The organism is Xenorhabdus poinarii G6 (genome assembly GCF_000968175.1).
Lineage (GTDB): Bacteria > Pseudomonadota > Gammaproteobacteria > Enterobacterales > Enterobacteriaceae > Xenorhabdus > Xenorhabdus poinarii.
The window spans coordinates 2,274,760-2,288,772 of record NZ_FO704551.1 but is presented as its reverse complement, the minus strand read 5'-3'; the positions used below and the strand labels follow the sequence as shown (position 1 = coordinate 2,288,772).

The window sequence follows — 14,013 nt, the reverse complement described above, 5'->3', positions numbered from 1 at the left end:
TGTTCCGGTTGCGGAGAAATAGATGATGAAACTTGAATTTTCGATTTATCGTTATAATCCAGATGTAGATGACGCCCCCCGTATGCAGGACTACACACTGGAAGCGCAAGAAGGGCGCGATATGATGTTGCTGGATGCGCTCATCCAGCTAAAAGAGCAGGACCCAACCCTGGCATTCCGTCGTTCTTGCCGTGAAGGTGTTTGTGGCTCTGATGGCATGAATATGAATGGTAAAAACGGCTTGGCGTGTGTTATGCCGGTTTCGGCGTTGCGTCGTGGCAATAAGAAAATTGTTATTCGTCCATTGCCGGGTTTGCCCGTGATTCGGGATTTGGTTGTGGATATGGGGCAATTCTATGCGCAATATGAGAAAATCCGTCCTTATCTGATTAATGATAATAAAAACCCACCCGCACGTGAGCATCTGCAATCGCCAGAACAACGGGCAAAGTTGGACGGATTGTATGAATGTATCTTATGTGCGTGTTGTTCCACATCCTGTCCTTCATTTTGGTGGAATCCAGACAAATTCATTGGTCCAGCGGGTCTCTTAGCTGCATATCGTTTCCTGATTGACAGCCGTGATACTGAAACCGCTTCACGTCTGGATAATCTGAATGATGCATTCAGCGTTTTCCGTTGTCATGGCATCATGAATTGCGTCAGTGTATGTCCTAAAGGGCTGAATCCGACAAAAGCGATTGGTCATATTAAATCGATGCTGTTGAAACATAGCGCCTAGTAAATAGGCGTTCTAATTAACACAGAGTAATTATGTGTATAATAAAGAAAAAGTGAGTGCATAAATAACACATAAATAGTGTGTAAATAATGCATATTATGTTGCCCTCCACAATTTTGGAATAAATATCAAATCGGTGGAGGGCATAAAGAATAAAAAATGATAAATTGCCTACTGCTAAAGAGATGAAACCTATTTTCAAATAAAGGAACCTTTAAAAACTGACATTCAGTTTTTAAAGGTTCCTTGAAAGGGAAGGAAACCCCGAAAAAGAACATGCATTAAGCACGTCCAAATGAACCTTTTATCAACACCGCAAATTAAGCGGTATTTGTTAACCACGGCGAAAACTAAAGCTTTCAAAGCTTAAGGGATCACAATGCAGAACGGCGCAATGAAGGACTGGTTGGACTCAAGCTTTCTGGCTGGTGCAAACCAGTCTTACATAGAGCAAATCTATGAAGACTATATAACCGACCCTAATTCTGTTGATGCAAGTTGGAGAGAAATTTTCCAACAATTACCGGAAATAGGATTTAGCGGGGAACAACTTCACTCACAGACACGCGATTACTTCCGTCGTCTGGCAAAGGATGCCACGCGTTATCACACTTCAGTTAGCGATCCAGCAATGGATGCAAAACAAGTCAAAGTTTTGCAGCTCATCAATGCATTCCGCTTCCGCGGACACCAACATGCAAATCTTGATCCATTGGGGTTATGGAAACAGGAACCTGTCCCTGATCTCGATCCTGCTTTCCACAATTTAACCAAAGCGGATTTTGAAGAGACGTTTAATGTGGGCTCTTTTGCCATTGGTAAAGAGACAATGAAATTGGCGGAGCTGTATGACGCGCTGAAACGCATTTATTGCGGTTCGATTGGTGCGGAATATATGCATATCACCAATACAGAAGAAAAGCGTTGGATTCAGCAACGACTGGAATCGGTGACAGTGAGTTCGCAGTTTAATGCGGAAGAAAAGCGCCGTTTTCTGAAAGAATTAACATCAGCAGAAGGTCTGGAGCGCTATTTGGGGGCTAAGTTTCCAGGAGCGAAACGTTTCTCCCTCGAAGGTGGCGATGCCCTTATCCCGATGTTAAAAGAGTTGATCCGACACGCAGGTAAACAAGATACCCGTGAAGTGGTGTTAGGAATGGCACACCGTGGCCGCCTCAATGTGCTGGTCAATCTCTTGGGTAAAAAACCGGCTGATCTGTTTGACGAATTTGCTGGCAAGCACAAAGAGCACCTGGGAACAGGTGACGTAAAATACCATCAGGGTTTTTCTTCTGATTTTGAAACTGAAGGCGGTTTAGTCCATTTGGCGCTGGCCTTTAACCCATCTCACCTTGAGATTGTCAGCCCTGTTGTGATCGGTTCTGTACGTGCCCGCCGTGATCGTCTTGATGAAGGACGTAGTAACATGGTTCTGCCTGTTACCATCCACGGAGATGCCGCAGTAATAGGGCAGGGGATTGTGCAGGAAACATTGAACATGTCTCAGGCTCGCGGTTATGAAGTGGGGGGAACCGTTCGTATCGTAGTGAACAACCAAATTGGTTTCACCACGTCTAACCCGAAAGATGCGCGTTCAACACAATACTGTACTGATATTGTGAAAATGGTTCAGGCGCCGATTTTCCACGTTAACGCGGATGATCCGGAAGCAGTGACATTCGTCACTCGTCTGGCACTGGATTACCGTAATACCTTCAAAAGTGACGTCATGATTGATCTGGTGTGCTACCGTCGTCATGGTCACAACGAGGCGGATGAGCCAAGCGCAACTCAGCCTTTGATGTACCAGAAAATTAAAAAACAGCCAACTGCCCGTAAAATTTATGCAGATAAGCTGGTCGCAGAAGGCTTGCTGGCTGCTAATGATGTGACTGAGATGGTGAACGTGTACCGCGATGCACTGGATCAGGGGGAATGTGTTGTTGATGAATGGCGTCCAATGGGGATGCATTCATTCACGTGGGAACCTTACCTGAACCACGAATGGGATGAAGATTATCCGCATAAAGTGGATATGAAACGTCTGCAAGATCTTGGTAAACGCATTAGTACGATTCCTGCCGAAGTGGAAATGCACTCACGGGTTGCGAAAATCTACGGCGACCGTGCAGAAATGGCCAATGGCAATAAATTGCTTGACTGGGGTGCTGCGGAAACACTGGCTTACGCGACGTTGGTTGATGAAGGGATTCCGGTGCGCCTTTCTGGTGAAGATGCGGGTCGTGGTACATTCTTCCACCGTCATGCCGTTATTCATAACCAGACTAATGCATCTGTCTATGTTCCTTTGGCCAATATTCACAATGCTCAAGGCGTATTTAACGTATGGGACTCGGTACTGTCTGAAGAAGCTGTACTGGCATTTGAATACGGTTATGCAACCACTGAACCGCGTGCCCTGACAATTTGGGAAGCACAATTTGGTGACTTTGCCAACGTAGCTCAGGTTGTGATTGACCAATTCATCAGTTCCGGCGAACAGAAATGGGGTCGGATGTGTGGCCTGGTTATGCTATTGCCACATGGTTATGAAGGGCAGGGGCCGGAGCACTCATCGGCACGTCTGGAACGCTACCTGCAACTGTGTGCTGAACAAAATATGCAGGTTTGTGTGCCATCGACACCCGCTCAGGTTTATCACATGTTGCGTCGTCAGTCTCTGCGTGGGATGCGCCGTCCACTTATCGTTATGTCACCTAAATCGTTGCTGCGTCATCCATTGGCGGTCTCTAGCCTGGAAGAATTGGCAAAGGGTAAATTTGAGCCAGTGATTGGTGAAATTGACACTTTAGCGCCCAAAGGGGTTAAACGCGTTGTACTGTGTTCCGGTAAAGTTTATTACGATCTGCTGGAACAGCGTCGTAAGAATAAACAGACCAATGTGGCAATCGTGCGTATTGAACAACTGTATCCATTCCCACGCCAGCACGTCCAGGCTCAGCTTGAACAATATGCCCATGTTCATGATTTCGTCTGGTGTCAGGAAGAGCCACTGAACCAAGGCGCTTGGTATTGTAGTCAACATAATTTCCGTGAAGCGATCCCATTTGGGGCTTCTTTACGTTATGCAGGTCGTCCAGCATCTGCTTCCCCGGCTGTGGGATATACGTCTGTTCACCAGCAGCAACAGCAAGCACTGGTTGATGACGCACTGAACGTTGAATAAATAAGGATAGAAAATGAGTAGCGTAGAAATTCTGGTTCCAGACCTTCCTGAATCTGTTGCGGATGCCACCGTTGCAACATGGCATAAAAAACCCGGTGACACCATAGTGCGTGATGAAGTGCTGGTTGACATTGAAACCGATAAAGTGGTTCTGGAAGTGCCAGCGAGTGAATCCGGTATTTTGGAATCTATTTTGGAAGAAGAAGGTGCCACTGTACTGGGCAGACAACTGCTGGGTCGTATCCGTTTGGGTGACAGTACGGGGATTCCTGCTGAAGTAAAAGAGAAAACAGAAGCGACGCCGGCACAGCGTCAAACCGCGTCTTTGGAAGAAGAAAATAATGATGCCTTGAGTCCCGCCGTTCGCCGTTTGATCGCAGAGCACGATTTAGATCCTGCGGCCATTAAAGGCAGCGGTGTTGGTGGCCGCCTTGTTCGTGAAGACGTAGAAAAATATATCGCTGCGAATAAAAAAGAGAGTGATAAGCCAGCCATCTCTGTTGAACAACCCTCTTTACTGCCACATCGCAGTGAAAAACGTGTCCCAATGACCCGTCTGCGCAAACGGGTCGCAGAACGCCTGCTGGAAGCGAAAAACAATACGGCAATGCTGACAACGTTCAATGAAGTCAACATGAAGCCTATTCAGGAATTGCGTAAACAGTACGGTGATGCATTTGAAAAACGTCACGGTGTACGTTTGGGTTTCATGTCCTTCTATGTGAAAGCCGTTGTTGAAGCATTGAAACGTTATCCAGAAGTTAATGCGTCGATTGATGGCACCGATGTGGTTTACCACAATTACTTTGATATCAGTATTGCCGTCTCTACACCACGTGGTCTGGTTACGCCAGTATTGCGTGATGCAGATGCTCTGGGTATGGCTGATATTGAGAAAAATATCAAAGAGCTGGCTATCAAAGGCCGTGACGGTAAACTGACCGTCGAAGAACTCACTGGCGGTAATTTCACCATTACCAATGGCGGTGTTTTCGGCTCTCTGATGTCCACGCCTATTATTAATCCGCCACAAAGTGCGATCCTGGGAATGCATGCCATTAAAGATCGTCCAATGGCGGTAAATGGTCAGGTTGAGATCCTTCCGATGATGTATTTGGCGCTGTCTTATGACCATCGTTTGATTGACGGTCGTGAATCAGTCGGCTTCCTGGTGACCATCAAAGAAATGCTGGAAGATCCAACACGTTTGTTGCTGGATGTATAGCATCACTCTCGGGCAGGGGATGAACTCTGCCAAGTCTGAAGTAGTACGACGTTGATGTAAAAATGTATATGCAGGCCAGCTCGTTGAGCTGGTCATATCCAGAGCAACAATATAGAAGGTAATTTACCTTCCTTAGATTAAATTATGGATAGAACATCATGAATTTACACGAGTATCAGGCAAAACAACTTTTTGCACGGTATGGTTTACCCGCACCTACGGGCTATGCTTGTACCACACCGCGCGAAGCAGAAGAAGCAGCATCCAAGATTGGTTCAGGCCCTTGGGTCGTTAAATGTCAGGTTCATGCAGGCGGCCGCGGTAAGGCTGGAGGCGTGAAAGTCGTCAACAGCAAGGAAGATATCCGTGCTTTTGCTGAACAATGGCTAGGGAAACGACTGGTGACTTACCAGACAGATGTACAGGGACAACCTGTCCATCAGATTTTGGTTGAAGGTGCAACTGATATTGCCAAGGAGCTGTATCTCGGTGCTGTTGTTGACCGCGGTACACGTCGTGTAGTGTTCATGGCCTCTACTGAAGGTGGCGTCGAAATAGAAAAAGTGGCGGAAGAAACGCCCGAATTGATTCATAAAGCCATTATCGATCCACTGTCTGGCCCTATGCCGTATCAAGGCCGTGAATTGGCATTTAAACTCGGTTTAACGGGTAAACAAGTTGGTCAATTCACCAAGATTTTCCTGGGATTAGCCAACTTGTTCTTAGAACGTGATTTGGCATTGGTCGAAATCAACCCGCTGGTGATCACAACGAATGGTGATTTGGTTTGTTTGGATGGAAAGCTGGGCGCTGATGGCAATGCGATGTTCCGTCAGGCTGAATTGCGTGAAATGCACGACCCTTCACAAGAAGATCCACGTGAAGCTCAGGCTGCACAATGGGAACTGAACTATGTTGCGTTGGATGGCAATATTGGTTGTATGGTGAATGGCGCAGGTTTGGCGATGGGTACGATGGACATTGTTAAACTGCACGGAGGTGCACCAGCCAACTTCCTTGATGTGGGGGGAGGGGCAACCAAAGAACGTGTTACGGAAGCATTTAAAATCATCTTGTCGGATGAAAATGTGAAAGCTGTCTTGGTCAATATCTTTGGTGGTATTGTCCGTTGTGACTTGATTGCTGACGGCATTATTGGTGCGGTGGAAGAAGTTGGCGTTAACGTCCCGGTCGTGGTGCGTCTGGAGGGCAATAATGCTGAATTGGGCGCGAAAAAACTGGCTGACAGCGGCTTGAACATCATTGCCGCAACCAGTTTGACAGATGCAGCTAAACAGGCAGTCGCCGCAGCGGGGAATCAATAATGTCTATTTTAATCGATAAAAACACCAAAGTAATTTGTCAGGGTTTCACGGGCAGCCAGGGGACTTTTCACTCTGAACAAGCCATTGCTTATGGTACTCAAATGGTCGGTGGTGTCACACCGGGTAAAGGGGGAACGGAGCATTTGGGGCTTCCTGTATTTAATACTGTGCGTGAAGCGGTTGAAGCGACAGGCGCAACTGCGTCGGTTATCTATGTTCCAGCGCCTTTCTGTAAAGATTCCATTCTGGAAGCGATTGAGGCGGGCATTAAACTGATCATCACCATTACAGAAGGCATCCCAACCCTCGATATGTTGACAGTGAAAGTCAAACTCGATCAAGCGGGTGTTCGTATGATTGGCCCTAACTGCCCTGGGGTGATTACACCTGATGAATGTAAGATTGGCATCATGCCTGGCCACATTCACAAAGCAGGTAAAGTGGGGATTGTCTCCCGCTCAGGTACGTTGACTTATGAAGCAGTTAAACAGACGACAGATGCCGGTTTAGGGCAATCTACCTGTGTGGGTATCGGCGGTGACCCGATCCCGGGTTCAAACTTCATTGATATTCTGAAACTGTTCCAAGAAGATCCACAGACAGAAGCGATTGTCATGATTGGTGAAATTGGGGGTACCGCGGAAGAAGAAGCGGCGGCATATATCAAAGAGTATGTGACTAAACCTGTTGTCGCTTATATTGCCGGTGTGACAGCACCTAAAGGCAAGCGTATGGGACATGCCGGAGCGATTATCGCGGGTGGTAAAGGTACAGCCGATGAGAAATTTGCTGCACTGGAAGCTGCGGGTGTGAAGACGGTTCGTAGTCTGGCTGACATTGGTGATGCTGTAAAAGCGCTACTGTCATAAAGAAACCAAAATAAACGATTTTGATAGAAAAAGGCGGCCTTAGGGTCGTCTTTTATTTTTTATTTATAATATTAACAGTAGGTTAGTCTACTTATAAGATGTTTTGCTTTTTAATTTAATTTAACTGGAATTTTGAGAAATCTATTTATTTTCTTAATTAAAATAGCACTATTTAAAAAATATATTTTTTAAAGAATGAAAATGAAAGGTTAATTTTCTAATGCTTTTTACAGCAAAAAATAAATTAAAACTCATCACAAATAACAAATTATTAACACCCAAGAAACCATAATGAAATAATAGATGTAAAGCTTAACAAAACAAGGAAAAAATTGACTAAAATCAATTTATTACTCTAGATTGTATTCGCTAAACTTGATTAAATTGATCTAGTATATAAATACGAACCTGAAAATGTAGGGTGATATTGACCTATATTTGGGAATTCAAAGCTGAATCACGTAAAATCGCTTTATTGTATGTGAATATAGGCGTGATATTATTATGGTATCTGTGAGCTTTTGATTATTGTTAATAATTCATTGTTGTGTTTGAGGCATTTATTGCTGGTAGTTACGAGGCTTTCGTTTTACGAAGTCGGGTTGCCGCAAGTCGGTGTCTTCCTGCTAGGAGCAAGGAGTCAAGATGTTTGATATTGTCGAACTGTCACGATTACAGTTTGCCTTAACTGCGATGTACCACTTTCTGTTTGTACCATTAACGCTTGGTATGGCGTTTTTGCTTGCGATCATGGAAACGGTATATGTCCTTTCTGGCAAACAAATCTATAAAGATATGACAAAATTCTGGGGTAAGTTGTTTGGTATTAACTTTGCTCTGGGTGTCGCAACGGGCTTGACCATGGAGTTCCAGTTCGGAACCAACTGGTCATATTTCTCACATTATGTTGGTGATATTTTTGGTGCGCCTCTGGCCATCGAAGGTCTGATGGCATTCTTCCTCGAATCCACTTTCGTCGGGCTGTTTTTCTTCGGCTGGGATCGACTGACTAAGAAACAACATTTGGCAGTGACTTGGCTGGTGGGATTAGGCTCTAACTTTTCCGCATTGTGGATATTGATTGCGAATGGTTGGATGCAAAACCCGATTGCGTCTGATTTTAACTTCGAAACCATGCGCATGGAAATGGTAAGCTTTAGTGAACTGGTGCTTAACCCCGTTGCTCAGGTGAAATTTGTTCACACTGTGGCCGCCGGTTATGTGACAGGCGCCATTTTTGTCTTGGGTATCAGCGCTTACTATCTGCTTAAAGGGCGTGATGTCGCATTTGCCAAACGTTCGTTTGCGATTGCGGCCAGTTTTGGTATGGCTGCGGTACTCTCCGTTATTGTGCTGGGTGATGAATCTGGGTATGAAATGGGGGACGTGCAGAAAACTAAACTGGCGGCAATTGAAGCCGAGTGGGAAACTCAGCCGCCTCCAGCCTCATTCACACTGATTGGTATTCCTGATCAGGATAAAATGGAAAATAAATATTCCATCCAGATTCCTTACGTTTTGGGTTTGATTGCTACCCGTTCCACCGATACACCGGTTGTTGGTCTACGTGATTTAATGGGGCAGCATGAGCAGCGTATCCGTAACGGTATCAAGGCTTATGAATTACTGGAAGAACTGCGTTCAGGTAATACTGATCCAAGTGTTCGCAGTACATTCAACGAAAACAAGAAAGACCTTGGTTATGGTATGCTCGTGAAGCGTTATACCCAAAATGTTACCGATGCGACAGAAGCACAAATTAAAGCGGCGACGAAAGATTCTATTCCCCGTGTCGCGCCACTCTATTTTGCCTTCCGCATCATGGTTGCTGCGGGCTTTCTGATGCTGCTGGTGATCGGTTTATCGTTCCTGAGCGTTCTTCGTAACCGTATCGGCCAACATAAATGGTTGTTGCGTGCTGCCTTGTTCAGTATTCCGTTGCCGTGGATTGCCATTGAGTCTGGTTGGTTTGTTGCCGAATACGGTCGTCAACCGTGGGCGATTGGTGAGGTGCTACCAACGGCTGTTGCGGCATCAACACGTAGTGTAGGCGATCTGATTTTCTCAATGGTGCTGATTTGTGGTCTGTACACGTTATTCTTGATCGCAGAGATGTTCTTGATGTTCAAATTTGCCCGCCTTGGCCCAAGTAGCCTCAAGACTGGACGCTATCATTTTGAACAAAAAACAGCTTCTTCAGCAAATAATATTGAGTAAGCAGGAGTCCACTTATGCTTGATTATGACGTATTACGATTTATATGGTGGCTGCTGATCGGTGTGTTACTCATCGGCTTCACCGTGACTGATGGTTTCGATATGGGCGTCGGTATCCTGTTACGAATCATTGGCAAAAACGATACTGAACGCCGCATCATGATTAACTCAGTTGCTCCGCACTGGGATGGTAACCAAGTTTGGTTAATTACCGCGGGTGGTGCGCTGTTTGCTGCATGGCCAATGGTTTACGCTGCCGCCTTTTCTGGTTTTTATGTGGCAATGATGTTGGTATTGGCCGCCTTATTTTTCCGTCCGGTTGGTTTTGATTACCGTTCAAAACTGGAAAACAGCAAATGGCGGAATATGTGGGATTGGGGGCTGGTTATTGGTAGCTTCGTGCCAGCACTGGTTATCGGGGTGGCATTTGGTAATTTACTGCAAGGCGTCCCGCTGGCTGTGGATTCTTACTTGCGCGTTTCCTATGAAGGTTCGTTTTTTGGGCTGCTAAATCCTTATGGATTATTGGCAGGGGTAATTAGTTTGATGATGATCGTGACCCAAGGCGCAACTTACTTGCAAATGCGGACATCAGGTGAATTGCATCTTCGTTCCCGTACTGCGACTCATGTCTGTGCAGCGATAACGGCAGTGGCCTTTCTGTTAGCAGGGGTATGGTTGATTTATGGCATTGACGGCTATGTTGTAACGGGTGGACTGGATGTTAATGCGGCATCTAACCCGTTACATAAAGAAGTCGTTCAACAAGCCGGTGCATGGCTGACCAACTTCAATCATTACCCGGCATTGTGGGCCATACCGGTGTTGGGCGTCCTGCTTCCGCTGTTGACGATATTAGCGACCTGGATGGATAAAGGGGTCTGGGCATTCCTGTTTTCATCATTGACCGTGGCTTGCATTATTTTGACTTCGGGGATTGCGATGTTCCCGTTTGTCATGCCATCAAGTCTTGATCCGAATGTCAGTCTGACTATGTGGGATGCGACATCCAGTCAGTGGACGTTGCAAGTTATGTTTGTTGTTGCCGTTATCTTTGTGCCGCTTGTATTGTCTTATACCATCTGGTGTTATTACAAAATGTTCGGGCGTTTGGATAAGAACTACATTGAAAATAACAAACATTCACTGTACTAAGGAGCATAGGCATGTGGTATTTTGCTTGGATTCTCGGCACACTTTTAGCGTGTAGCTTCGCTGTCATTGCGGCTTTGGCACTTGAGCATAGTGAATCAAAAACCGCGACTGAGAGCGACAAAAAATAATGTTAGCTGATAAATGCTATCAACTGATGGATAAGCGCCCGGTGAGGGCGCTTATCCTCATTATGGCTTTAACACTCGCTGCCTGTGTGTTTTGGATGCCTGCCCGTTTTGCGGCTAATACCAGTTCACTCCCTATCTGGCAAGGAATCTTATTGATCTGGGCCGTTTGTTCTGGTGTCACTTTTGGGGTTGGTTTTCAGCCTAATCGGTTTATTTGGCGATTGTTTTTTCATCCGTTACCTGCATTTTTTATTCTTCTCTTTGGCTTATATCATTTCTTTCAGTAAACTAATGATAATTCTATAGGCCATCGGCCTATAGAATTTTTTTACTAACAGGTCATTCCAAAGCGCTATTCTCTTAAGTATAGTGACAGCGTCGATTCGCCTAATTAGGATTATATGAGTAAGATGTTATTCCGTTGGCCTATCCGTGTTTACTATGAAGACACAGATGCTAGTGGTGTGGTTTATCACGCGCGATATTTATTCTTTTATGAAAGAGCTCGTACAGAGATGCTGCGTGAAAAAGGCTTTCACCAACAGTATATGTTAGATCAGCAAGTGGGCTTTGTGGTTAGTCGCATGACGATTGACTATCGGAAACCAGCGCGATTGGATGATCAGTTGGTTGTTGAAAGCGAGATAACGAAAATTCGTGGCGCTTCTTTGACATTTATTCAACGAATTATTGATTGCAATGGCGTAACTGTCAGTAGCGCAGAATGTTTAGTGGTCTGCGTGAATTCATCTCAAATGAAGCCTATTGCGCTTCCAAAGTCTATTGTCGCGGAGTTTAAGCAGTGACTGACATGAATATCCTTAGTTTATTCCTTAAGGCTGGTTTTTTAGTGCAGTTGATCATGTTGATTCTGATCGGCTTCTCTATCGCCTCTTGGGCCATCATTATCCAAAGAACTAAAATTCTTAATGCTGCAAGCCGTGAAGCAGAAGCATTTGAAGATAAGTTTTGGTCTGGTATTGAGTTGTCGCGTCTGTATAAAGAAAGTCAGTCACGTCGTGATTCATTAAGTGGTACTGAGCAAATATTTCATTCTGGGTTTAAAGAATTTGCCCGTTTACACCAGGCAAATAATCATGCGCCAGAAGCTGTTATCACAGGCACATCGCGTGCTATGCGTATCTCACTCAATCGTGAGATGGAAACATTGGAAAATCATATTCCGTTTTTGGGAACAGTGGGTTCCATTAGCCCTTATATTGGTTTGTTTGGTACGGTATGGGGGATCATGCATGCATTTATTGCGTTGGACTCCGTTAAACAAGCGACTTTGCAAATGGTTGCTCCTGGTATCGCTGAAGCCTTGATTGCAACAGCTATTGGTCTGTTTGCCGCTATTCCAGCAGTAATGGCTTATAACCGCCTGAACCAGCGTGTGAATAAACTAGAACAAGGTTACGATAATTTTGTGGAAGAATTCCTGGCTATTTTGCACCGTCAGGCTTTTGCTTCCAACACAAATAAGTCGTAAACCGTCGGGGAAAATCAGCGAATGGCACGTACTCGTAGTCGCAGACGTGAGCTAAAATCTGAGATCAATATCGTCCCCTTGCTGGACGTGTTGCTGGTATTGTTGCTTATTTTCATGGCAACCGCACCGATTATCACGCAAAGCGTAGAAGTCGATTTACCTGAGTCGGTAGACTCAAAAAATGTTTCCAGCACTGATAATCCACCTGTGATTGTGGAAGTTTCCGGGGTAGGGCAATACAACATGGTTGTTAATCAGGCACGATTGGAGTTGTTACCTGAACAACAAATTGTTGCCGAAGCTCAAGCTGTCATGAAAGAGAATCCGAAAACAATTTTCCTGATTGGTGGCTCTAAGGAAGTTCCTTATGATGAAATTATCAAGGCGTTGAATATGCTTCGTCAGGCGGGCGTAAAATCGGTGGGTTTAATGACTCAGCCTATCTAAGCCTGATGCGGATGTTACTTAAAGTTTCTGGATATCGAGCGTGGGAAAGACAAGCGAGCAAAACAATAGGTTGAATCGCGCCATTATTATTTCGGTGATTTTGCACATTATCCTGATTGGTTTTCTGATTTGGGGTCCTTCGGCGCAAAAAACGGAAATGGGGGGTGGTGGACTGGACGGTACTGTTATTGATGCTGTGATGGTTGATCCAAATGCAGTTGTTCAGCAATACAATCAGCAGCAACAGCAACAGGCCAATGCAAGGTTAGCGGAACAACAGCGGAAGAAAAAGGCTGAACAGCAGGCGGCTGAACTGCGTGCCAAGCAAGCGGAAGAACAGGAACGCCTGAAAGCGACTGAAGAAGCGCGAATTCAAGCGCAACAGTCCGCTGAAGCACGGAAAAAAGAGTCTGAGGCGGCAACGGCGAAAGCGCTTGAAGAGCAAAGGCAGGCTGATGCGGCTGCGGCTAAAGCCCGTGAAGAACAAAAACAGGCGGAAGAAGCGGCTGCAATAGCACAGGCAGAAAAAGAAAAGATCTTGAAAGAGCAGGCTGAAGCTCGCCTGAAAGCGGAAGCTCAGGCAAAGAAAGAGGCTGAAGAAGCGGTAAAACGTCAAGCTGCGGCCAAAGCGAAAGCAGAAGCAAAGGCTAAGGTGGAAGCAGAAGCCAAAGCGAAAGCAGAAGCGAAGGCTAAAACGGAAGCAGCCAGGCAGGCGCAAGCCGTTGATGATTTGTTAGGTGGATTGACCTCGAATGCCCCTAAACAGCAGGGAGGGGCAGCGGCGGCCGGAAAAGGTGGCGCTAAGACCAGTGGCATTTCTCAAAAAGACATTAACGATTATATGGGAAAAGTTCAGGCAGCAATAGAAAGTCGATTCTATGATTCAGGTTTGTACGTCGGGCGTAACTGTGAATTAGCGATAAAGCTGGCGCCAGACGGGTTACTGATTGATATCCAAACAGGAAAAGGTGATCCGGCGTTATGTAGAGCTGCGGTTTCTGCGGCTAATCTGGCGAAAAAAATGCCGCCACCAAGCAAAGAGATTTATGAACATTTCAAGAGTTTCACACTAGACTTTAAGCCGCAGTTAAAGTAAATATTTGGTATAAAAGCGTTATTTTTTAGGTAAATCTTCGAGTTATTTATCAATACAAACAAAATTATTAGATTTTATTTAGGTATCTAGTTTTGTTTGTTGGTGTTTGTTAGAATCCGGCGGATTATTGC

Annotated in this window: 13 protein-coding genes; all 13 read left to right on the top strand. The window is 45.4% G+C overall.

Annotated features, from left to right (window positions below):
* Nucleotides 1-25: 25 nt before the first annotated feature.
* The 13 genes from XPG1_RS10600 to tolA all read left to right on the top strand — a co-directional run bounded on the left by XPG1_RS10600 (nt 26) and on the right by tolA (nt 13,882).
* The gene (locus XPG1_RS10600) at nt 26-742 is read left to right on the top strand and encodes a succinate dehydrogenase iron-sulfur subunit (protein ID WP_045960675.1); all 717 of its coding nucleotides are present in this window, start codon (nt 26-28) and stop codon (nt 740-742) included.
* Between the two features lie 379 nt (nt 743-1,121).
* The gene (gene sucA / locus XPG1_RS10595) at nt 1,122-3,929 is read left to right on the top strand and encodes a 2-oxoglutarate dehydrogenase E1 component (protein WP_045959053.1); all 2,808 of its coding nucleotides are present in this window, start codon (nt 1,122-1,124) and stop codon (nt 3,927-3,929) included.
* 13 nt (nt 3,930-3,942) lie between these two features.
* Nucleotides 3,943-5,154 carry a 2-oxoglutarate dehydrogenase complex dihydrolipoyllysine-residue succinyltransferase gene (odhB, locus tag XPG1_RS10590; RefSeq protein ID WP_045959052.1) on the top strand — a complete coding sequence of 404 codons (1,212 nt, stop codon included), beginning with the start codon at nt 3,943-3,945 and terminating at the stop codon, nt 5,152-5,154.
* Nucleotides 5,155-5,312: 158 nt separating this feature from the next.
* Nucleotides 5,313-6,479, top strand: a complete 1,167-nt coding sequence (sucC, locus tag XPG1_RS10585) for an ADP-forming succinate--CoA ligase subunit beta (RefSeq protein WP_045959051.1) — start codon at nt 5,313-5,315, stop codon at nt 6,477-6,479.
* Nucleotides 6,479-7,348: a succinate--CoA ligase subunit alpha gene (gene sucD / locus XPG1_RS10580; protein WP_045959050.1), complete on the top strand. Its 870-nt coding sequence runs from the start codon at nt 6,479-6,481 to the stop codon at nt 7,346-7,348. Before sucC ends, sucD begins: the two co-directional genes overlap by 1 nt.
* A gap of 645 nt (nt 7,349-7,993) precedes the next feature.
* Entirely contained in the window at nt 7,994-9,565 is a 1,572-nt protein-coding gene (gene cydA, locus XPG1_RS10575; protein ID WP_045959049.1) for a cytochrome ubiquinol oxidase subunit I, read from the top strand.
* A 14-nt stretch (nt 9,566-9,579) separates the two neighbouring features.
* Nucleotides 9,580-10,719 (top strand): cytochrome d ubiquinol oxidase subunit II, encoded by a 1,140-nt coding sequence (gene cydB, locus XPG1_RS10570; RefSeq protein WP_045959048.1) that lies wholly within the window; start codon nt 9,580-9,582, stop codon nt 10,717-10,719.
* 11 nt (nt 10,720-10,730) lie between these two features.
* On the top strand, nt 10,731-10,847 hold the full coding sequence (cydX, locus tag XPG1_RS17615) for a cytochrome bd-I oxidase subunit CydX (protein ID WP_071825371.1): 117 nt from the start codon (nt 10,731-10,733) through the stop codon (nt 10,845-10,847).
* Complete coding sequence (gene ybgE / locus XPG1_RS10565) at nt 10,847-11,134, top strand: cyd operon protein YbgE (RefSeq protein ID WP_045959047.1); 288 nt, start codon at nt 10,847-10,849, stop codon at nt 11,132-11,134. The genes cydX and ybgE overlap by 1 nt, the downstream gene beginning before the upstream one ends.
* 114 nt (nt 11,135-11,248) lie before the next feature.
* Complete coding sequence (ybgC, locus tag XPG1_RS10560; protein ID WP_045959046.1) at nt 11,249-11,653, top strand: tol-pal system-associated acyl-CoA thioesterase; 405 nt, start codon at nt 11,249-11,251, stop codon at nt 11,651-11,653.
* Nucleotides 11,650-12,339: a Tol-Pal system protein TolQ gene (tolQ, locus tag XPG1_RS10555; RefSeq protein WP_045959045.1), complete on the top strand. Its 690-nt coding sequence runs from the start codon at nt 11,650-11,652 to the stop codon at nt 12,337-12,339. The genes ybgC and tolQ overlap by 4 nt, the downstream gene beginning before the upstream one ends.
* A gap of 21 nt (nt 12,340-12,360) precedes the next feature.
* Entirely contained in the window at nt 12,361-12,786 is a 426-nt protein-coding gene (tolR, locus tag XPG1_RS10550; protein WP_045959044.1) for a colicin uptake protein TolR, read from the top strand.
* A 40-nt stretch (nt 12,787-12,826) separates the two neighbouring features.
* Nucleotides 12,827-13,882 (top strand): cell envelope integrity protein TolA, encoded by a 1,056-nt coding sequence (gene tolA, locus XPG1_RS10545; protein WP_045959043.1) that lies wholly within the window; start codon nt 12,827-12,829, stop codon nt 13,880-13,882.
* Nucleotides 13,883-14,013: the final 131 nt, after the last annotated feature.

Coding starts and splice junctions, on each gene's coding strand:
- sucC (WP_045959051.1), top strand. CDS start 5,313: ATGAATTTACACGAGTATCAGGCAAAACAACTTTTTGCACGGTATGGT.
- tolR (WP_045959044.1), top strand. CDS start 12,361: ATGGCACGTACTCGTAGTCGCAGACGTGAGCTAAAATCTGAGATCAAT.
- sucA (WP_045959053.1), top strand. CDS start 1,122: ATGCAGAACGGCGCAATGAAGGACTGGTTGGACTCAAGCTTTCTGGCT.
- sucD (WP_045959050.1), top strand. CDS start 6,479: ATGTCTATTTTAATCGATAAAAACACCAAAGTAATTTGTCAGGGTTTC.
- cydX (WP_071825371.1), top strand. CDS start 10,731: ATGTGGTATTTTGCTTGGATTCTCGGCACACTTTTAGCGTGTAGCTTC.
- cydA (WP_045959049.1), top strand. CDS start 7,994: ATGTTTGATATTGTCGAACTGTCACGATTACAGTTTGCCTTAACTGCG.
- cydB (WP_045959048.1), top strand. CDS start 9,580: ATGCTTGATTATGACGTATTACGATTTATATGGTGGCTGCTGATCGGT.
- XPG1_RS10600 (WP_045960675.1), top strand. CDS start 26: ATGAAACTTGAATTTTCGATTTATCGTTATAATCCAGATGTAGATGAC.
- ybgE (WP_045959047.1), top strand. CDS start 10,847: ATGTTAGCTGATAAATGCTATCAACTGATGGATAAGCGCCCGGTGAGG.
- odhB (WP_045959052.1), top strand. CDS start 3,943: ATGAGTAGCGTAGAAATTCTGGTTCCAGACCTTCCTGAATCTGTTGCG.
- ybgC (WP_045959046.1), top strand. CDS start 11,249: ATGAGTAAGATGTTATTCCGTTGGCCTATCCGTGTTTACTATGAAGAC.